Genomic DNA, 18,235 nt, shown 5'->3' with positions numbered 1-18,235 from the left:
ATGCGCCGCCTCGACCTGGAATTCCAGCCACGGCGCAGCGGCCCGTTGGTTTGGTCGCTGCTCGTCCTTGCCAGCGCCATGGTCGCCGGCCTGATGCTGCTGCAGCAACGCTTGCAGACCGAGCACGTGGCGCTGGAAGCCAGCGTTCATAGCCTGGAACTGCAACTGGGCCGGCGCCCGGCCATCGCACAACCCAAGAACAGCGCTGCCAGCCGGGAGCAGGCTGAGCGCCTGGCACAAATGCGCAGTGTGTCGCAGCAACTGCAACGCCCTTGGCAGCAACTGTTCGCCATGCTTGAAGCCATGCCACAGGACGACGTCGCGCTGCTCGGCCTGACGCCGGATGCGCGCAAGGGCCAGGTGCGCATTGCCGCCGAGGCGCGCAACCTCGAAGCGATGCTGCAGTACCACCAGCGCCTGGAAGCCAGTGATGAGCTCAGCGACGTGTCGCTGCTCAACCACGAGGTGCTCGCTGCGCGGCCCGAGCACCCGGTGCGCTTCACCCTCACCGCCACCTGGGAGACCGGTCATGCGCGCCCTTGAATCGTTCAGCAGCCTGATCCTCCAGGAGCGCCTGCGCGTTGTCGGCCCGGTAGGCCTGGCTGCCGTAGCCGTAGGCCTGCTCGCCATTGGCGTGGGGTGTGCCGGGGTGCTGCCGCAATGGCAAAGCGTACGCGAACTGCGTGCCACCGAAGCGCAGGCCAGCGAACAGGTAGGGCGTGTCAAGCGGGGTGAGCTGAAGATTGCGGTCCAGCCCGAGCAGCAGGCCCTCGACAGCCTGCGCCAGCAACTGCCCGGTCAGCCCCAGGCCAGCGAGTTGATCGAGCGTCTGTACCGTCTGGCCAGCGCCGAGCGCATCAGCTTGGCCCGCGGTGAATACGCGTTGGGTATCGACCCCAAGACCCAGCTGGCCCGCTACCAGATCGTGCTGCCAGTGCGCGGCAGCTACCCGCAGATTCGCGGCTTTATCAAGGGCCTGCTCAAGCAACTGCCGACGCTGGTGCTGGAAGACCTTGAGCTGCAACGCAAGCGCATCGGCGACAGCGAGCTCAATGCCCGCCTGCGCATGACCCTTTATCTGTCGAGGTCGTGATGAACACACAACGTGCAGTCATCTGGGCCGGCTTCCTCGGTGTGAGCGCGGCGCTGGCCTGGGCACCGGACCATTGGTTTGGCCAGGACGATGGCGTCGCGGCCTTCGCGGGTAAACCCGCTCCTACAACAGAAAGCGCTGCGCCCATTGTAGGCGCGGGCTTGCCCGCGAAAGGGCCGGAACAGGCCTCCCGCGACCTGTTCCCAACCCAGCAATGGACCCAACCCAAAACCCTGGCCACGGTCACCGAACAACCCGTGATGACCGCACCTGTCGTCGCCGCGGCCCCGACGGCCCCGGAACTGCCTTTCCAGTTCATCGGCCGCATGGGTGACCGCGACGACCTGCAGGTCTTCCTGCAGAGCGGCGAAAAACTCTACGTCGTGCGCCAAGGCGACGTGATCGAAGACACCTATCGCCTCGATCGGGTATCGGCCAGCGAGCTGAACCTGGTCTACCTGCCTTTGCACCAGTCGCAGACCTTGTCTGTCGGGAGCGCACCATGAAGTCGTCAAAGCTGTGCAAGCCTGCTCCGTTTCTGCTCGTGGCGCTGTGCGTGGCCATTGCCGGTTGCGGCTCCAGTGCGGTTCGCCAGGACAGCGACCAGTTGATGAAAGAGGGCCAGTACGAGGCCGGCATCGCCCGCCTGGAAGAGGCCCTGCGCGACGACCCGCGTGATACAGAGCTGAATATCGCCCTGGCCCACAGCCGCCAGGCGGCGGTCGAGGCCTTGATTAGCCAGGCCGACAGCGACCGCGTCCGCCATGACTTCGCCAATGCCCGAATGGGCTATGGCCGGGTGCTCACCCTGGAGCCGAACAACCGCCGCGCCCAGGAAGGCATTCGCCAGCTGGAGCTGATCCGCACCCTGGACGAACGCGTAGCGCTTGGCCAGGCGGCGCTGCGCCAGGGCGACCTGTTCGGGGCCGAACGCTACATGCGCGAAGTCTTGCGTCTGGACCCGCAGAACCAGAAGGGCATGACCCTGCGCAGCGACATCGAAAACGTGCAGGCACGCACCGCGCAGCCGTACCCGCAATTGCGCAGCAAGCTCGAGCGGCCGGTCACCCTGGAGTTTCGCGATGCCAACCTGAAGACCATCTTCGAAGTGCTGTCGCAGGTGGCCGGCATCAACTTCATCTTCGACAAGGACCTGCGCCCGGACTTGAAGGCCACCATCTTCGTGCGCGAGGTGCGCATCGAGGACGCGATAGCGCTGCTGCTGGAACAAAACCAGCTGCGCCAGAAGATCGTCAACGACAACACCTTGATGGTCTACCCCGACTCGCCGCAGAAGACCAAGGACTACCAGGAACTGGTCATGCGCACGTTCTACCTGACCAGCATCGACGCCAACACCGCGTTGAACATGGTCAAGACCATGCTCAAGACCCGCGACGTGTTCGTTGACGAGCGCCTCAACACCCTGACCATGCGCGATACTCCGGATGCCGTGCGCATGGCCGAGAAGCTGCTGCAATCGCAGGACCAGTCCAACCCCGAGGTGGTGCTGGAAGTGGAGGTGATGGAAGTGGCCACCTCGCGCATCCTCGACCTTGGCCTGCAATGGCCCAACACCTTCGGCGTGCTGAGCGACGATGGCAACCCGGTCAGCGTGCTCGACCAGCTCAAAGGCATCAATTCCAGCCGCATCAGCATTGCGCCGGCGCCGCAGGCCAAGATCAACGCCCAGGACAAAGACATCAACACCCTGGCCAGCCCGGTGATCCGCGTCAGCAACCGCGAGCAGGCGCGCATCCACATCGGCCAGCGGGTACCGATCATCAGCGCCACCTCGGTGCCGTCGACTCAAGGGCCGGTCATTACCGAGAGCGTCACCTACCTGGACGTCGGCTTGAAGCTTGAAGTGCAGCCCACCGTGCACCTGAACAACGAAGTGGCGATCAAGGTGGCGCTCGAGGTCAGCAACGCCACCCCGCTGGAGGCCACCCGCCAGGGCACCATCCCGGTCCAGGTCGACACCCGCAACGCGCAGACCAGCCTGCGCCTGCACGACGGCGAAACCCAGGTGCTGGCCGGCCTGGTGCGCAACGACCACAACGCCAGTGGCAACAAGATTCCCGGCCTTGGCGACATCCCGGGCCTGGGCCGGCTGTTCGGCAGCAACAAGGACGACATGAGCAAGAGTGAGCTGGTGCTGGCGATCACCCCGCGCATCGTGCGTAACCTGCCGTACCAGAGCCCGTCGGACATGGAGTTTTCCACGGGCACCGAGTCGGCCATGCAGGTGCGCCAGATGGCGCCACTCCCGCCGATGGACGTACCTGGTAATGCGCCGACCACCGATGAACCGGTCGTGGACAGCCAGATGGCGGTCGCCCCGGTCAACGGGAGCCCACGGCCATGAACGCCCGGCGTCGCATGCACGGCTTCAGCCTGATCGAGGTGGTGCTGACCCTGGCACTGCTCGGGTTGCTCGCCAGCATGGCCGCGCCGCTGACCGAAACGGTGGTACGCCGCGGCAAGGAGCAGCAACTGCGCGAGGCGCTGTACCAGATTCGCGACGCCATCGATGCCTACAAGCGGGCCTTCGACGCCGGCTACATCGAGAAACGCGTGGACAGCAGTGGCTACCCGCCGAACCTGCAGGTGCTGGTAGAGGGCGTGCGCGATGTGCGCAGTGCCAAGGGCGCCAAGTTCTACTTCCTGCGGCGCATCCCGCACGACCCGCTGGTGGCGGCAAAGGATGAAGACGAAGGCGGCTGGGGCCTGCGCGCCTACGACAGCAGCCCCGACAACCCGCGCGAGGGCGAAGACGTGTTCGACGTTTATTCCAGGGCCCGCGGCAAAGGCCTGAACAATATCCCTTACGGGCAATGGTGACAGCCATGAAACGCAGCAAAGGCTTCACCCTGATCGAACTGCTGGTGGTGATGGCGATCATCGCCACGCTGATGACCATCGCCATGCCGCGCTACTTCAACAGCCTGGAAAGCTCGCGCGAGGCCACCCTCCGGCAAAGCCTGGCAGTGCTGCGCGAGGCGCTGGACCATTACTACGGTGATACCGGCCACTACCCCGATTCGCTGGAACAACTGGTGGAGCAACGTTACCTGCGCAACACACCGGTCGACCCGATCACCGAGCGCAGCGATGCCTGGCAACTTGTGCCACCGCCCGAGGGTGTGGCGGGCGGCGTGGCCGATATCAAGAGCGGTGCCACAGGGAGGGCGCGTGATGGCAGCCTCTTCGCTGAATGGTAAGGCCAACGGCGGCTTCACCTACCTGGGTGTGCTGCTGCTGATTGCGGTCAGCAGCGTGGCCCTGGCGGCCACCGGCACGATCTGGGCGAGCGCCGCCCAGCGCGACCGCGAACGCCAGTTGCTGTGGGTCGGCAGCCAGTATGCCCAGGCCTTGCGCAGCTACTATCGCGCCTCGCCAGGGCTGGCCCAGTACCCCCAGGATCTGGCCGACCTGCTGCAGGACAACCGCTACCCGCAGGCCAAACGGCACATTCGCAGGCTTTACCCTGACCCGATCAGCAACAGCGACGAATGGGGCCTGCTGCGCTCGATCGACGGCCGTATCACCGGGGTGTACAGCCGCTCGGACGCCACCCCTTTCAAGCGCAGTGGCTTCAGCGCCGAATGGAGCGGATTCGAGGGGATGGAGCACTACAGCGACTGGCAGTTCGTCGCCGAACAGGCCTTTACCGAAAGTGCACGCGGTGTGCAGACGAATGCAGGCCCGGGAGACACGCCATGAAGCGCCTGGCTGCGCTGTGCCTGGGCCTGCTGCTGATGGCAGGGGTGACTACCTGTGCCAGGGCCGGTGCTGAAGACGAGATGCAGGGCTTTATCGTCGACAACACGATCTCGCACATCGGCCACGACTTTTACTACTACTTCGCCGACCGCCTGCGTGCCACCAGCCGTCTGGACTTCAACCTGGTGGTACGCGAACGCCCCGATGCCCGCTGGGGCAGCCTGGTGACGGTGGAGTTCGAGCGTGAAGTGGTGTACCGCCGCTTCCTGCCACCGAACACCACCGAGCTCAAAGACGAGGCCGTCGCCGCCGCCGACCTGGTCAAGCAGCAGATCATTCAACGCAAGCTGCAACGCCTGCTACAGGACACCACCGACTTGGAGAGGGACGAGCTATGAACCACCACATTCCACGTTGCATTGCCGCCTGCCTGCTGGCCAGCGCCTGTGCTGCCCAGGCCACCGAGCTGGTGTACACCCCGGTCAACCCGGCCTTTGGCGGCAACCCGTTGAACGGCACCTGGCTGTTGAACAACGCCCAGGCGCAGAACGACTACGACGACCCGGACCTCAAGGACCGTGCCTCGGCCTTTACCGGCACCACAGCCCTTGAGCGCTTCAGCAACCAGCTGGAGTCGCGGATGTTGTCGCAGTTGCTGGACAACATCAGCAACGGCAACACCGGCAGCATGGCGACCGATGCGTTTCTCATCGACGTCATCGACGATTCCGGGGCCTTGAGCATCAAGGTCACCGATCGTGCCACAGGAGAAATTTCGATCATTGAGGTCAGCGGCCTGAACCCCTGAGAGGGAAGGGCTTTTATGTTGGGGAGAGAACACCATGAAACGTCTGCTGAGCACGCTGCTGATCCTCACCGCCCTAGGCCTGCAAAGTGGTTGCAGCCTGCGCGAACCCATGTCGGCCGAACAGGACTCGGAAACCCCGACCCTGACCCCAAGGGCCTCGACTTACTACGACCTGATCAACATGCCACGGCCCAAAGGCCGGCTGATGGCCGTGGTGTACGGCTTCCGCGACCAGACCGGGCAATACAAGCCGACCCCGGCCAGCTCGTTCTCCACCAGCGTCACCCAAGGCGCGGCCAGCATGCTGATGGACGCCCTGAGTGCCAGCGGCTGGTTCGTGGTGCTGGAGCGTGAAGGGCTGCAGAACCTGCTGACCGAGCGCAAGATCATCCGTGCTTCGCAGAAAAAGCCGGATGTGGCGGAAAACATCATGGGCGAGCTGCCACCGCTGCAGGCCGCCAACCTGATGCTCGAAGGCGGCATCATCGCCTACGACACCAACGTGCGCAGCGGCGGCGAAGGTGCCCGCTACCTGGGGATCGACATCTCCCGCGAATACCGGGTGGACCAGGTCACCGTCAACCTGCGCGCCGTGGACGTGCGCACCGGGCAGGTGCTGGCCAACGTGATGACCAGCAAGACCATCTACTCGGTAGGGCGCAGTGCCGGGGTATTCAAGTTCATCGAGTTCAAGAAACTGCTGGAAGCCGAGGTGGGGTATACCACCAATGAACCGGCGCAGCTGTGCGTGCTGTCGGCGATCGAAGCGGCGGTGGGGCACTTGCTGGCGCAGGGGATCGAGCGGCGGTTGTGGCAGGTCGCGGGGGATCCAGCTGATGGCAAGGCCACGGTGGACAAGTTCTTGAGCCAGAATCTGCAGCCTTGATGAGTGTTAAGGGCCTTTAGGCGGGCATGATGTTAGCCTTAGGCTGCGCAAGGCACTTGGTCACTGAAGTTTAAGGTAGAGTTTGCTGTTCGCCAGGAAGATCTGCAACTGGCTCAGTAGCGGTAATGGATGCGGTGGCCGGGGCGATATACGATGTTTGCGTTCGGCTACGTTAACGCTTTGTCAGTGAAGGGCTAGGTTGTTGTCGGAGTATACGCAGTTTCCTGCCCAGGATACCGTGCATTCTGCGTAGGTCATTGTAGGGGAGTCCGGCGTCCGTCATAATGGATTCTATTTTTAGATTGAGTGTTCGAGCCGTTACCCAGGCATCAAGTCCTGTGATTGTAACCCTTGATACTGCTTGTTTTTGATAGGCTACTAAGGCGTCTACCTCAGGAGGTGTAATACTGGTCGGCAGTGTGATATTTATGTCAGGGTGTGTTTCGGATCTTGGGGTGATGGCTCTCAATGTGGATTGAATTTCGTCAGGTGTTAAATTTTTAACGGTGTCGACTCCGCTGCCTGCTTGGTCGACTTTGCTGGTGCTTGAGGGCTTTCGTCTGATAAGGTCCTCGACAAAATCAAATTCCAAATCGTATGCGGGGTTTGTCTTTTTTATGGTTTTGCTTGCCGGATTTAGCTTGTATGGAGAAGTGGGGGATTTTTTTGTGCTTAGGTTGGATGTCGGGGTACGCCCCGATTGATCTGAGTAATTTGTCGGATCATTTTTACAATAAGCGTAAGCGTTGATCCCGCCTTTAGCGAATGGACTCAGATCGTCAGGGGAACAGAAGCGCATGAGGGCAGTATTATAGGCACGGCGCCCACTGCCCATCAGGTATAAATGTGCAGATACTGATCGGGGTTGGCCGGTAAAACCCGTTAATTTGAGCGTGGGCTCTGGCGGTTGCTCGTAGCCGTATGAGGTGTAAGCCTGCGGTAAGGAGGTGCTTTCCGTACTGCGTGTTATGGGTGATCTGGCCATGTCAGAGCCTACAAGCGTGGTCGCTGTCTGATTGGCTTCACACAATAATTCGGCCAGTACTACGGAGCTGTCACGGAAGAACGTAGCGCTGGCAGCGCTTGTCAGCACCGAGTGTAAGTGCGTATGCATGTAGAAGTGCAGGAGGTGACGTTGACTGCTCATCGAGATTTACCAAGGTTTTTTTGGAGTATGTTCGAGAAATTCATTTTCAGCGACTGATAAATTTGACAGTTGACTTCCGATGAATTGGTGGTAGTGCAGCGGCCTGAAGTGCCAGGCTTCGGCCATCGTCTATTGAATTCGAGAAGAAGCAAATACTCGCCGAGTTTCCGATGAACGAAATCCCCTTCTTGAGCCAGAATCAGCAGCAAGTGATCAGGTTCTAAGGTGTCTTCGCGGGCAAGCCAGTTCCTATGAACTGACGCTGCCTCGGACTTGGCGCGGGTTTGTTAGCGAAGATGCCGTGCAGGCGATTTATCTTCGACCTGATATTTTTGATAGTTGCGCCTGTGTTGAAGTATGCCCATTGTTCAGTAAAGGTTGGTTGGTTGGTTGGTTGGTTGGGAATGGGATAGGTAATGTTTAAATTTTTTTACAAGGGGCAGCGATTAGCTGCCAAGGTGAGTGCTGATAAGACTTGTAGTGTGTTTGCTGATGTTAATTTGGTATTGGGAGAGATTTGCGAAGAAACGCATTTGCTTCTGGCTGCAGATCGACAAAATCCCATACTTCAGGGCCGAAACACTCGATGCTATAGTCCTTATGGGTTTGATCAGGCTGCCTCCAGAGAATCACTCCTTGGTTATAATGGTGAGCATCGAGATGTGGCATCTGAATGCGATCTACTTGGTAGTGGGTGCGTGCCTACAGTTCGATGTTGATGCGTTTTTTTTCACCTGACGTGATAAGTCCATTTGGCGCGGATGGAATCAATGCGTACGCATATTGTGAGGGAGATCCGATTAATTACCTCGACACTGACGGGCGAATGAAAGTGCCAGTCATACCTTCCCCTTGGACATCTCGGCAACCTTACGGTGTAAGCTGGCGGTCGCATGCTATTCAACGTGCGCCAAAGCCAACGCCAACGGCGCTGTCCGCTATGTCGGCGTCTGTTGACGCGATGCCGGTTCATGGCAGTCATCCACTTTACTTGGGGGCTTATGGAAAGGAGACGTCAGGGTTGGCGGTGCCCAAGACGTTTTGGACGAGCAAAAGTCACGAAATACCGCGCGCGGGGGCATTTGCGAAAAACATGGTTGAACAGGCGCGGAGACAAGGGGTGAAGAGTGAAAGTCAAATCCCGGATGACCTGCTGATAAGTGCGATTGAGCACAAGGTTGTAAATGGTGGCGGTAGCTTTAAAAAATGGAGCGGGCGCGATGCGCTGAGGCAGTTGAAATATGTTGATGATAACAGCGCGCAGGTTAGCCTCAGGCGACTCATTAGTACCGTGGTGCGCTCCACTCATCCAGAATTCTATGACCCCCGATTAGTTAAGCGACCGAATACGAGCTCAGTATTTACGTCGTAGGCTAAGTTTGGTTGATGGAATGACGATCGCTTCCAACAGTGGGAGAGCCTGGTTTGATCGGGATTGCACGGGTATCAAGCTTGGCGCAAGCTCTGTTGGAGCGGGTTTACCCGCGAAGCGGCCGGTGCAGGCAACACAATCATTTGATTGACGCCGATACCCAGGGGCCTCCACTCAAACCGCGCGCCATGCCCCAGCCACGATGCGTTCACCAACCAGATGACGCCCAGCCATTTCTCCCGCACACTGCGGAAAATTCCCAAGCCCGTACCCCGTCACATCGCGGGGCACAGCCGGAGTAGAAAATGGCGCGACAACTTATAACAAACGCCCACGACCCGCTGCACGAATCCCGCGAGGCCCGCCTGAAGCTGGCAAGCGAAGGCGAACTACCGCTGGGCATGCTGCGCGACGAGATCGACGCCTCCTGGCGCCGCAGCCTGGGCCACGGCCTGGACTGTCTGCAGGGCGAACAGGTCGGCCTGGGCCTGGAGCAGGGCCATGACCTGCGCCTGCTGCTGGAGCGCAACCGCCTGCTGATCGATGCCGTTACTCCCGAACTCGACTACCTGGTCGCGCGCCAGGGCAAGGCTGGCATCGTCATCCTCGGCGATGCCCAGGCCAACGTGCTGGCCATCGAAGGCCAGAAGCACGTGCTGCAACGCGAAGGCCTGCGCGATCTGCACCCGGGCAGTTGCTGGAGCGAATCGCTGCGCGGCACCAATGCCATCGGCACGGCCGTGGTCGAAGGCCGGCCGACGCTGATCAACTGCGGCGAACATTACCTTGACCGCCTGAGCCCGTTCTCCTGTACCTCCGTCCCGCTGCGCGACCCGCGCGGCGAGGTGATCGGTGTGCTCGACATCACCCGCGAAGGGGTGATGGCGCAACCGCAGGACAGCCTGTCGACCCTTATGCTGGCGGCCGGCAACATTGAAAGCCGCCTGTTTGGCCAGTGCCACCCGGACCAGTTGGTGCTGGCCTTCCACAGCCGCCCGCAATACCTCAACAGTGCCTGGCACGGCCTGTTGGCCCTGAGCCTGGACGGCGAAGTGCTGGCTGCCAACGACAGTGCCTGCCAGCTGTTGCAGGTGCCGCGTCACGAACTGATTGGGCGGCGCAGCACCGACCTGCTGGGCGAACGTTCCCCGGCCTTTATCGCTCGCCTGTGGCAGGGCGGGGTCAGCAGCGTGCAGACCGCCAAGGGCGAGTTCTATTTCCGTGCCCTACAGCTGCCGCGCCATGGCCGGGTAACCCCCAGCACACCATCCAGCAAGCCGGCCTTGAGCAAACAGGCGCCTGCACTCGATGCTCTGGCCGGTGGTGATCAACGCCTGGCGCGCAACCTGCGCATGGCTCGCCAGGGGCTGGGCAATGGTTTGCCAGTGCTGCTGCTGGGCGAAACCGGTACCGGCAAGGAAGTGGTCGCTCGCGCCTTGCACCAGGCCAGCCGGCGTGCCGACAAACCGTTCGTGGCAGTCAACTGCGCAGCTATTCCCGAGGGGCTGATCGAGTCCGAGCTGTTCGGCTACCGTGAGGGCGCCTTCACCGGTTCGCGTCGTGGTGGCATGGTCGGGCGGCTGATGCAGGCCCATGGTGGCACGCTGTTCCTCGACGAAATCGGCGACATGCCGCTGGCCCTGCAAGCACGCCTGTTGCGGGTACTGCAGGAGCGCCGGGTAGCACCATTGGGGGCGGGTGACGAGCAGGACATCGACGTGGCGCTGATCTGCGCCACCCACCGCGACCTCAAGCGCCTGGTGCAGGAGCAGCACTTCCGTGAAGACCTGTTCTACCGGGTCAACGGCGTGTCGCTGCGCCTGCCGGCCCTGCGCGAACGTGAGGACCTGGCGGCGATCATCCAGGGCCTGCTGGACAAGGCCGATGCGCGTGGCGTAACCCTCGACCCGGCGTTGACCGCGTTGCTCGAAGGTTTCGACTGGCCTGGCAACATCCGTCAGCTGGAAATGGTGGTGCGCACCGCGCTGGCCATGCGCGAGGATGGCGAGCAGGTGCTGACCCTCGATCACCTCACCGACTGCCTGCTGGACGAACTGGCCAGCAGCGCAGCGCCCTCCGGCAGCCTCAAGGACAATGAACTGGAACAGATTCGCGGTGCTCTGGCGCGCCACCAGGGCAACGTCTCGGCCGCCGCCGCGGCACTGGGTATCAGCCGGGCGACGCTGTACCGCAAGCTCAAGCAGTTGCGCGGCTGACGTGGGCGGCCTGTTCGCAAGGCTGGTGGATTCCAGCGACCCTGTACTCATGCGCCAGGCGTTGGCCTGGCTGTATGGTTTCGTGCGCCCCCATCGGCGCGCCATCGGCCTTTTGCTCAGCTTGTCGCTGGGTGCATCGCTGCTGGCGTTGGCGCAACCCTGGCTGGTCAAGACCCTGATCGATGAGGGGCTGCTGGCCAAGGATTACCAAACGCTTTGGCACATGGCGGCAATCATGATCGGCGCGGGCCTGCTGGGCACAGTGCTGGCCGGCGTCAACCGCTACCTGCACACGCGCCTGTCGGGGCGCATCCTGTTCGCCTTGCGCGACGACCTTTACCGCCATCTGCAGCAGTTGTCGCCGACCTTTTACGGGCGGCGGCGAATCGGCGACATTCTTTCTCGGCTGGATGGCGATGTGGCAGAGATCCAGCGCTTTGCCGTGGACTCGCTGTTCTCGGCGGTGTCGGCGGTGATCGGCCTGGTGGGCGCGGTGGCGTTGATGCTGATGCTGTCGTGGCAGTTGTCCCTGTTGCTGGTGCTGCTGGTGCCGATCGAGGTGCTGTGGCTGCGCTGGATGCGGCGTAAGGTGGAGCGCGAAGTGCGCAACTTGCGTGAGCGCTCGGCGGATGTGTCGTCTTTCCTGGTCGAGACCCTGCCGGCGATGAAGTTCATTCAGGCGGCCGGCCAGCAAGGCCGGGAAGCAGGGCGCCTGGACCAGCTTGGGCAAGGTTACATGCGCCAGTTGCTGAAGGTGCAGGTGACCGAATTCTTCACCCAGGCCATCCCAGGCACATTGACCTCGTGGTGCCGCGCCTGTGCGTTTCTGGTCGGTGGCTGGTGGGTGATCCAGGGCACCTGGCAACTGGGCGCGTTGATCGCTTTTTCTACTTACATGGGCATGGCGGTTGGGCCGGTGCAGAGCCTGCTGGGCTTGTACGTGGCGGTGCAGCGCATGGCTGTCAGCCTGGGAAGGGTGATGGAATTGAAGCAGGAAGCGGTAGCGGTACATCAGACCGCCAACCCGCAGCCCATCCCCGATGGCCCCGGCGAGTTGCGCCTGGAGACGCTGAGCTTTGCCCATGAGGGGCGCCAGGGAGCGGTACTGAACAACGTGCAGGTGAGCATCCCGGGTGGCCTGAAAGTCGCCATCAGCGGTGCCTCCGGGGTGGGCAAGTCAACCCTGATCGACCTGTTGCAGCGCTTCTACGACCCGGACGCCGGGCGCATCCTGCTGGACGGCGTCGACCTGCGCGACCTTGACCTGGCTGCGCTGCGCAGGCGAATCGCCGTGGTCAGCCAGGACATCGTGCTGTTTCGTGGCACCCTGGCGCAGAACCTGGCTTATGGCGTGCCCGAGGCCAGCCGTGATGAACTGGAACGGGTGGTGCGCCTGGCGCGGCTGGACAGCCTGGTCGACAGCCTGCCGCTGGGCCTGGATGGCTTGCTGGGCGAGCGTGGCCAGCAGTTGTCCGGGGGGCAGAAACAACGCATCGCCATTGCTCGTGCAGTGTTGCAGGCCCCGGCGATTCTGGTGCTGGACGAGGCCACTTCGGCGGTGGATGAGGCCACCGAACGTGAAGTGATCGCGGCCATCGACCAACTGTTCGCCGGCCGCACGCGCATCCTGATCAGCCACCGGGCTTCGACCCTGGCCGATGCCGACCTGCATCTGCAACTGCATGACGGCCAGTTGCAGGTACTGGCGCAGGAGGTGGTCAAACATGGGCACTGACGTGCGCGTTGGTATCATCGACAGCGGCTGTTCGCCGCAGCAGGCCAACGGCTTGCTGGACGGCCGCCGTTTCTGGCTGGAAGACGGCCAGTTGCGCGAAGGTGAAATGCTCCCCGACCAACTTGGGCACGGCAGTGCGGTGTTCGCCAGCTTGCAACACCAGGCTGGTCCTGTGTCGGTGCTGGTGGCCCAGGTGTTCAGTGTCCAGGCCAGCACCAGTGCGTTGCAGGTGGCTGCCGCATTGCTGTGGCTGGTGGAGTCGGGGGCCACGCTGGTCAACCTCAGCCTGGGCTTGCAGCAGGACCGGCCCGTGCTGCACCAGGCCTGTGCCGAGGCTTTGGCCGCAGGTGTGCTGTTGTGTGCATCCAGCCCGGCGCAGGGGGGGGCGGTTTACCCGGCCAGCTACCCAGGCGTCATTCGGGTCACCGGCGATGCCCGCTGTGCACCGGGCCAGTGGTCGTGGCTGGGTACGCGACAAGCGGATTTTGGCGCTTACGTGGGCGCGGGTGAGCGGGCGGGTGCGAGCCTGGGTTGCGCGGCGTTGAGCGGGAAGATTGCCGCCTTGCTGCGTGATGCCCAGGGAATGGACCGCCAGCAGGTGCATGACTGGTTGCGTGAGCATGCGGCCTTCAACGGGCCCGAGCGACGGGGGGCCAGCCATGGTTGAGCCGCGCATTGTGGTGCTGGGCGCCGGCCCTGCGGGTGCCGCCACGGCCATTGGCTTGCGGCGGCTGGGTTACACCGTGACGGTGATATCGGAGTGGCGCCGTTTCGCGGCAGTTGAAGGCGTTTCGCAGCGGGTGCTGGAGGGCTTGCGTCACGCAGGCCTGGGCGGGGCCTTGAGCCAGGCGGCCATGCCGGCCACCCGCCAGGTGCACTGGAACGGCCAGCACCTGCACATGAACCAGGAGTTTTTGCTCGACCGGCAACGCTTTGACCGGGCGCTGCGCGAAGACCTTCAGCGCGCAGGCGTGAGTGTGGTCGAGGGGCGGGTGCGTGAGGTCGTGCAGAGGGGCGGTCATCATGTGCGTCTGGACGATGGGCAGGTGCTGACCGCTGATTTCCTGGTCGAGGCCCGAGGCCGTCAGGCGCCCCTGGCCGCAGACCGCCTGCGTGGGCCTGAAACGGTCAGCCTGCTCAATGTCTGGCAGGGTAGCCCCGGTGCGCCTGCGTCGGCGGTGGAGAGCCTGGAGGATGGCTGGGCGTGGATGGCACGGCTGGAAGATGGACGTTGTTACTGGCAAGTCACCCAGGACGCTGCCGGGCTGCCGGGAAAGGCTGGGTTGGCAGCGTACTGCGTGACGTTGCGGGGCCGTAGCGCGCTGGTCGCTGAACTGTTCGACGATCAGGCATTGATACCGGCACCGGTGCATGCACGCAGCAGTACCGCCATTCTGGCGGGTGAGTGTGTCGGGCAGGACTGGATCCGGGTGGGCGATGCGGCGATGGCCGTTGACCCGCTGTCGGGCAACGGGATTTTTCAGTCGCTATCTTCGGCATTGCAGGCGCCGGTGGTGATCAATACGTTGCTGCGCAGGCCTGAGCGGGCCGAGTTGGCGCGGCAGTTTCACCAGCAGCGGGTCGAGCAGCTGTTCTTGCGTTTTGCCCGTATTGGCCGGGATTTCTATGCCCAGGAACAAAACCGGGTGGGGCAACCGTTCTGGTCACGCCGCCAAGGCTGGCCGGATGCGCAACCCCTGCATCAGGCGGCTGATTGGCAAGCGGTGCGGGTTGAGCGGCGGCCTGTACTGCGTGATGGGCTGGTGGATGCGGCCGAGGTGGTGGTGACAGCGGACCAGCCGTTGGGGGTGTGGCATTTGCAGGGGGTGGAACTGGCGCCTGTGGTGCGAAAAATACGCAGTGGCCGGCCTGTTGAGGCGGTGTTGTCGGGGCTTGCGGGTGAACAGCAGAGGATGGTGCGGCGGTGGCTGGGGGAGCAGGGGTTGGTTTGAGATTGCCGGGGCTGCTTTGCAGCCCATCGCAGGCAAGCCAGCTCCCACAGGTACAGTGCAATTCTGCATCTTGCGCATACCTGTAGGAGCTGGCTTGCCTGCGATGGGCCGCAAAGCGGCCCTGTGATTTCCAATCAGAAGAAGGTCCCGACAATCAACTGCAGGTATGTCCCGGTATCCCGCCCACCCAGCTGCGTACCGCCATTGGCCGCACTGCGCTCCGGCTTGTAGAACCCCACCACCGGGCTGATCAGCAGGTGGTCGTTGACCATCCATTCCACATACAGGTCCAGCTCGCGCCCGCCAAGGTTGCCCTGGTCGGTGTCCAGTGTGTCGAAGTCGAAGTACAGTGCGCCGACGGTCAGGTTGTCCCGTGGCTTGCCCTTCAGCGCTACATGGTGCACCTGGCTGTTCTTGTTGAAGGGCCCGGCATAGTTGGCTGCCACTTCACCCTGGAACCATGTGCCGTAGCCCCGGCTCAGGCCATAGAACAGCGGGTCGAAGCCTTCGGAGAAGCGGCTGTAGCGGTAGGTGGCGGTGGGTGACCAGGGCAGTTGGGAGAAGGTCCAGTTGCCCTCCAGGTACCAGGCATTCTCGCGCCCGCCGGTCTTGTCCTGGGTCACGTACTCGGCGGCCAGCTCCAGGTCTTTGACGCCCAGGTTGCCGCGCCCGCGCAGGCTGGCGGTGTCCATGCCGTCGCGGTGTTCCAGGCCCATGATCTGTGCGTAGCGCGGGTCCACGTCGAGGCCGCGGATCCAGCTCAGGCCGACGGTGCCGGTATCGGCGACGTGCTCCAGGTTGGCGACCGCCAGGGAAGTGTCGGCCTGGTAGTGGTTGTCGGACTTCAACCACATCAGGTCGCCGCGCCAGCCCTGGTTGCCGCCCAGGCGCAGCACGGCGGTGCGGTCGAAGGCCTTGCGCGCGGCCAGGTAGTAGGCACCGCCGCGGTCGAAGTTGGCCCCCAGGTCGACCTTGCCCAGATTGACCGGGTCACCCTGGATGAGGAACCCATCACCCAGGGTGACGATCTGGCGGCCACCGGAAATGTCTACGCCATCTTCGCCCAGCGCCGGAAACAGGTTGGCCGAACGCCAGCCCAAATACAGGTCTTCGATGGCGGTGCGGCGTTCGTCACCCAGGGTCAGGCCGGCGGCGTCGCCATCGCCCCAGGTGGCGGAACTGAGCAGGCTGAAGGCGCCGTAGAGGGTGCCGCTATCGGCCAGGGTCTGGCTGCCGCTGAGGCCGTATTTTACGTAGCCTTCCTGCCAGGCGGTGCTGCCGGGCTGGCGGTTGCCGGCCTGGTTGAAGCTTTCGTCGCTGTGGAAGACGCCGAACAGGGCTTCGAGGTTGGCGTTGAGGGTGGTGCCATCGTGGTTGTACAGCTCGTAGGCGTGGGTGGCGGGGGCGGTTAGCAGCAGGGCCAATGTGCAGGCGAGTGTGTGCCTCATGGGTTTGCTCCATGGTTTTTATTGTTGTTTTTGTGTCGCCTGTACCGGCCTCTTGGCGGGTGAACCCGCGCCTACAAGTCACGTGATACCTGGTGCAGGAGCGGGTTCACCCGCGAAGAGGCCGGTACAGGAAAAAGGATCAGAGCTTGATCAACACCGATTTCAGCTCGGTGTAGTGCTCGATGGCCGCTGAGCCCATCTCACGACCAACGCCAGACATCTTGTAGCCACCAAACGGCAGCGCCGGGTCCAGCGCGCTGTGGCAGTTGACCCACACCGAGCCGGACTTGATGCGCGGGATCATGCGGTGCACAGCGGCCAGGTCATTGGACCAGATACTTGCGCCCAGGCCGTAGGGATTGTCGTTGGCCATGCCGATCACTTCGTCGATGTCATCGAATGGCATCGCCACCAGTACCGGCCCGAAGATTTCTTCCTGTACCAGTCGGTGACGCTGGTCCACATCGACAATCACCGTCGGCTTGACGAAGTAACCAGGCCCGAAACCTTCTCCCCCGCAGGCGATGGTGGCGCCCAGTTCGCGGCCAAGCTCGATGTAGCCGGTGACGCGGTCCTGCTGCTTGGCTGAAATCAGCGGGCCCATCTGCACCGCCGGGTCCAGCCCGTTGCCCAGCTTCATGGCATTGGCAATCCCGGCAATGTCGGCCACCACATTGTCGAAGTGCTTGCGGTGCACATACAGCCGCGAACCTGCGCAGCACACCTGGCCCTGGTTGAAGAAGATCGCCGTGGCCGCACCGGCTGCGGCTTCCTGCAGGTTGGCGTCGGGCATGACGATGGTCGGCGACTTGCCGCCCAGTTCCAGGGTGACGCGGGTCATGTTGTCCATGGCCGCCTTGCCGATCAGCTTGCCGACCTCGGTGGAGCCGGTGAAGGTCAGTTTGTCTACGCCGGGATGGCGGCTGAGCGCGGCGCCGGCGTTCAGGCCAGTACCGGTAACCACGTTGAACACGCCGGCCGGGTAGCCGGCCTCGTCGACCAGCTCGGCCAGCTTGAGCACGCTCAGTGGGGTTTCATCGGCAGGCTTGAGCACCACCGTGCAGCCAGTGGCCAGTGCCGGGCCGAGCTTCCAGCAGGCCAGCAGCAGTGGGAAGTTCCAGGCAACGATGGCGCCAACCACGCCCACTGCCTCGCGACGCACAAAGCCGTGGAACTGGTCGTTGGGCATCAGCGGCATGGACGCTTCGACGGTGCTACCCTCGATCTTGGTGGCCCAGCCTGCCATATAGCGCAGGAAGTCGATGGCCAGTTGCACGTCCATCACCTGGGCCACGGCGGCGCTCTTGCCATTGTTCAGGCATTCCAGTTCGGCCAGCTGACGCGCATCGCGTTCCATCAGGTCGGCCAGGCGCCACAGCAGGTTCTGCCGCTCGCGCGGGCGCATGCGGCTCCAGGGCGAGTCGTCGAAGGCCTGGCGCGCAGCGCGCACGGCGCGGTCGACATCTTCGGCCTCGGCGGCCGGCACTTCACCCAGCACCTCGCCGGTGGCCGGGTTGCGGAACGACAGGGTGCGACCGCTGGCGGCGTCCTGCCACTCGGCACCGATGCGCATCTTCAGCTTGCGTTCGAGAAAGGCGCGGGTGGCGGGCAGGATGGGCAGTTCGGAAAGCATGGGGCTGTGCCTCTTGTCATTGGATGTGACGGGCACTGGCGCAATGGCCGTGCCAACCTGGGCAGATGGCCGCAAAGCGTTGTGGGTGTTGGGTTTTGCCTGAGCGCAAGGTTGCGATTGCCGGGTTGCGCTGTTGCACATTGAGACTGTGTGAGACGGTGGTGAAACAGTGGCTGTTCGGCCTCTTCGCGGGCCTGTCTCAACATGAAACACCCTGTC

Annotated in this window: 18 protein-coding genes; 15 read left to right on the top strand and 3 right to left on the bottom strand. The window is 62.9% G+C overall.

The genetic code is table 11. From position 1 onward, the window contains the following. From FQ668_RS16450 to FQ668_RS16405, 10 genes are read left to right on the top strand one after another with little or no spacing between them, the layout of a single operon-like run. Positions 1-543, top strand: a complete 543-nt coding sequence (locus FQ668_RS16450) for a pilus protein (protein WP_019437658.1) — start codon at positions 1-3, stop codon at positions 541-543. Then, complete coding sequence (gene pilO / locus FQ668_RS16445; protein ID WP_014590783.1) at positions 530-1,093, top strand: type 4a pilus biogenesis protein PilO; 564 nt, start codon at positions 530-532, stop codon at positions 1,091-1,093. The genes FQ668_RS16450 and pilO overlap by 14 nt, the downstream gene beginning before the upstream one ends. Next, positions 1,093-1,599 carry a hypothetical protein gene (locus FQ668_RS16440; RefSeq protein WP_014590784.1) on the top strand — a complete coding sequence of 169 codons (507 nt, stop codon included), beginning with the start codon at positions 1,093-1,095 and terminating at the stop codon, positions 1,597-1,599. The genes pilO and FQ668_RS16440 overlap by 1 nt, the downstream gene beginning before the upstream one ends. Then, positions 1,596-3,461 (top strand): secretin N-terminal domain-containing protein, encoded by a 1,866-nt coding sequence (locus tag FQ668_RS16435; RefSeq protein WP_014590785.1) that lies wholly within the window; start codon positions 1,596-1,598, stop codon positions 3,459-3,461. The genes FQ668_RS16440 and FQ668_RS16435 overlap by 4 nt, the downstream gene beginning before the upstream one ends. Next, complete coding sequence (locus FQ668_RS16430) at positions 3,458-3,937, top strand: type II secretion system protein (RefSeq protein ID WP_014590786.1); 480 nt, start codon at positions 3,458-3,460, stop codon at positions 3,935-3,937. The genes FQ668_RS16435 and FQ668_RS16430 overlap by 4 nt, the downstream gene beginning before the upstream one ends. 5 nt (positions 3,938-3,942) lie before the next feature. Further along, positions 3,943-4,317, top strand: a complete 375-nt coding sequence (locus FQ668_RS16425) for a type II secretion system protein (protein WP_003247965.1) — start codon at positions 3,943-3,945, stop codon at positions 4,315-4,317. Continuing rightward, positions 4,292-4,819 (top strand): type II secretion system protein, encoded by a 528-nt coding sequence (locus FQ668_RS16420; protein WP_014590787.1) that lies wholly within the window; start codon positions 4,292-4,294, stop codon positions 4,817-4,819. The genes FQ668_RS16425 and FQ668_RS16420 overlap by 26 nt, the downstream gene beginning before the upstream one ends. Beyond that, entirely contained in the window at positions 4,816-5,217 is a 402-nt protein-coding gene (gene csgE, locus FQ668_RS16415) for a curli production assembly/transport protein CsgE (protein ID WP_010954337.1), read from the top strand. Before FQ668_RS16420 ends, csgE begins: the two co-directional genes overlap by 4 nt. Beyond that, a complete protein-coding gene (locus tag FQ668_RS16410) occupies positions 5,214-5,627 on the top strand; it encodes a curli assembly protein CsgF (RefSeq protein WP_014590788.1) in 414 nt (137 codons plus the stop codon). Before csgE ends, FQ668_RS16410 begins: the two co-directional genes overlap by 4 nt. Positions 5,628-5,661: 34 nt before the next feature. Then, a complete protein-coding gene (locus FQ668_RS16405) occupies positions 5,662-6,513 on the top strand; it encodes a CsgG/HfaB family protein (protein WP_014590789.1) in 852 nt (283 codons plus the stop codon). A 172-nt stretch (positions 6,514-6,685) separates the two neighbouring features. Here the strand turns inward: FQ668_RS16405 and FQ668_RS16400 are convergent, their stop codons facing one another. Next, positions 6,686-7,660 (bottom strand): RHS repeat-associated core domain-containing protein, encoded by a 975-nt coding sequence (locus FQ668_RS16400; RefSeq protein ID WP_080590228.1) that lies wholly within the window; start codon positions 7,658-7,660, stop codon positions 6,686-6,688. Between the two features lie 712 nt (positions 7,661-8,372). Here FQ668_RS16400 and FQ668_RS29035 point away from each other — a divergent pair. From FQ668_RS29035 to FQ668_RS16370, 5 genes are all read left to right on the top strand, one after another. After that, positions 8,373-9,032 (top strand): RHS repeat-associated core domain-containing protein, encoded by a 660-nt coding sequence (locus FQ668_RS29035; RefSeq protein WP_306109845.1) that lies wholly within the window; start codon positions 8,373-8,375, stop codon positions 9,030-9,032. A 305-nt stretch (positions 9,033-9,337) separates the two neighbouring features. Beyond that, a complete protein-coding gene (locus tag FQ668_RS16385) occupies positions 9,338-11,248 on the top strand; it encodes a sigma-54-dependent Fis family transcriptional regulator (RefSeq protein WP_014590790.1) in 1,911 nt (636 codons plus the stop codon). Position 11,249: 1 nt separating this feature from the next. Then, a complete protein-coding gene (locus tag FQ668_RS16380; protein ID WP_019437661.1) occupies positions 11,250-12,983 on the top strand; it encodes an ABC transporter ATP-binding protein in 1,734 nt (577 codons plus the stop codon). Continuing rightward, positions 12,973-13,650, top strand: a complete 678-nt coding sequence (locus tag FQ668_RS16375; protein WP_019437662.1) for a S8 family serine peptidase — start codon at positions 12,973-12,975, stop codon at positions 13,648-13,650. Before FQ668_RS16380 ends, FQ668_RS16375 begins: the two co-directional genes overlap by 11 nt. Beyond that, entirely contained in the window at positions 13,643-14,935 is a 1,293-nt protein-coding gene (locus FQ668_RS16370; RefSeq protein WP_019437663.1) for an NAD(P)/FAD-dependent oxidoreductase, read from the top strand. The genes FQ668_RS16375 and FQ668_RS16370 overlap by 8 nt, the downstream gene beginning before the upstream one ends. A 134-nt stretch (positions 14,936-15,069) precedes the next feature. Here FQ668_RS16370 and FQ668_RS16365 read toward each other — a convergent pair whose 3' ends face one another. Both FQ668_RS16365 and FQ668_RS16360 read right to left on the bottom strand, forming a co-directional pair. After that, a complete protein-coding gene (locus FQ668_RS16365; RefSeq protein ID WP_019437664.1) occupies positions 15,070-16,383 on the bottom strand; it encodes a hypothetical protein in 1,314 nt (437 codons plus the stop codon). A 139-nt stretch (positions 16,384-16,522) separates the two neighbouring features. Next, positions 16,523-18,016: an aldehyde dehydrogenase gene (locus tag FQ668_RS16360; RefSeq protein WP_019437497.1), complete on the bottom strand. Its 1,494-nt coding sequence runs from the start codon at positions 18,014-18,016 to the stop codon at positions 16,523-16,525. Positions 18,017-18,235 lie beyond the last annotated feature (219 nt).

Origin of the sequence: Pseudomonas sp. Kh14, from assembly GCF_900291005.1 — a bacterium.
In the GTDB taxonomy this organism is placed as follows: Bacteria; Pseudomonadota; Gammaproteobacteria; order Pseudomonadales; family Pseudomonadaceae; genus Aquipseudomonas; species Aquipseudomonas alloputida.
The sequence above is the reverse complement of the archived record's forward strand: the minus strand, read 5'-3'. Positions and strand labels throughout refer to the sequence as shown.

Excerpts from the sequence above, each read along its gene's own strand:
- FQ668_RS16370 (WP_019437663.1), top strand. The coding sequence starts at position 13,643 with ATGGTTGAGCCGCGCATTGTGGTGCTGGGCGCCGGCCCTGCGGGTGCC.
- FQ668_RS16400 (WP_080590228.1), bottom strand. The coding sequence starts at position 7,660 with ATGAGCAGTCAACGTCACCTCCTGCACTTCTACATGCATACGCACTTA.
- FQ668_RS16385 (WP_014590790.1), top strand. The coding sequence starts at position 9,338 with ATGGCGCGACAACTTATAACAAACGCCCACGACCCGCTGCACGAATCC.
- FQ668_RS16360 (WP_019437497.1), bottom strand. The coding sequence starts at position 18,016 with ATGCTTTCCGAACTGCCCATCCTGCCCGCCACCCGCGCCTTTCTCGAA.
- FQ668_RS16450 (WP_019437658.1), top strand. The coding sequence starts at position 1 with ATGCGCCGCCTCGACCTGGAATTCCAGCCACGGCGCAGCGGCCCGTTG.
- FQ668_RS16365 (WP_019437664.1), bottom strand. The coding sequence starts at position 16,383 with ATGAGGCACACACTCGCCTGCACATTGGCCCTGCTGCTAACCGCCCCC.
- FQ668_RS16420 (WP_014590787.1), top strand. The coding sequence starts at position 4,292 with ATGGCAGCCTCTTCGCTGAATGGTAAGGCCAACGGCGGCTTCACCTAC.
- pilO (WP_014590783.1), top strand. The coding sequence starts at position 530 with ATGCGCGCCCTTGAATCGTTCAGCAGCCTGATCCTCCAGGAGCGCCTG.
- FQ668_RS16410 (WP_014590788.1), top strand. The coding sequence starts at position 5,214 with ATGAACCACCACATTCCACGTTGCATTGCCGCCTGCCTGCTGGCCAGC.
- csgE (WP_010954337.1), top strand. The coding sequence starts at position 4,816 with ATGAAGCGCCTGGCTGCGCTGTGCCTGGGCCTGCTGCTGATGGCAGGG.
- FQ668_RS16375 (WP_019437662.1), top strand. The coding sequence starts at position 12,973 with ATGGGCACTGACGTGCGCGTTGGTATCATCGACAGCGGCTGTTCGCCG.
- FQ668_RS16425 (WP_003247965.1), top strand. The coding sequence starts at position 3,943 with ATGAAACGCAGCAAAGGCTTCACCCTGATCGAACTGCTGGTGGTGATG.
- FQ668_RS16440 (WP_014590784.1), top strand. The coding sequence starts at position 1,093 with ATGAACACACAACGTGCAGTCATCTGGGCCGGCTTCCTCGGTGTGAGC.
- FQ668_RS29035 (WP_306109845.1), top strand. The coding sequence starts at position 8,373 with ATGTTGATGCGTTTTTTTTCACCTGACGTGATAAGTCCATTTGGCGCG.
- FQ668_RS16435 (WP_014590785.1), top strand. The coding sequence starts at position 1,596 with ATGAAGTCGTCAAAGCTGTGCAAGCCTGCTCCGTTTCTGCTCGTGGCG.
- FQ668_RS16405 (WP_014590789.1), top strand. The coding sequence starts at position 5,662 with ATGAAACGTCTGCTGAGCACGCTGCTGATCCTCACCGCCCTAGGCCTG.
- FQ668_RS16430 (WP_014590786.1), top strand. The coding sequence starts at position 3,458 with ATGAACGCCCGGCGTCGCATGCACGGCTTCAGCCTGATCGAGGTGGTG.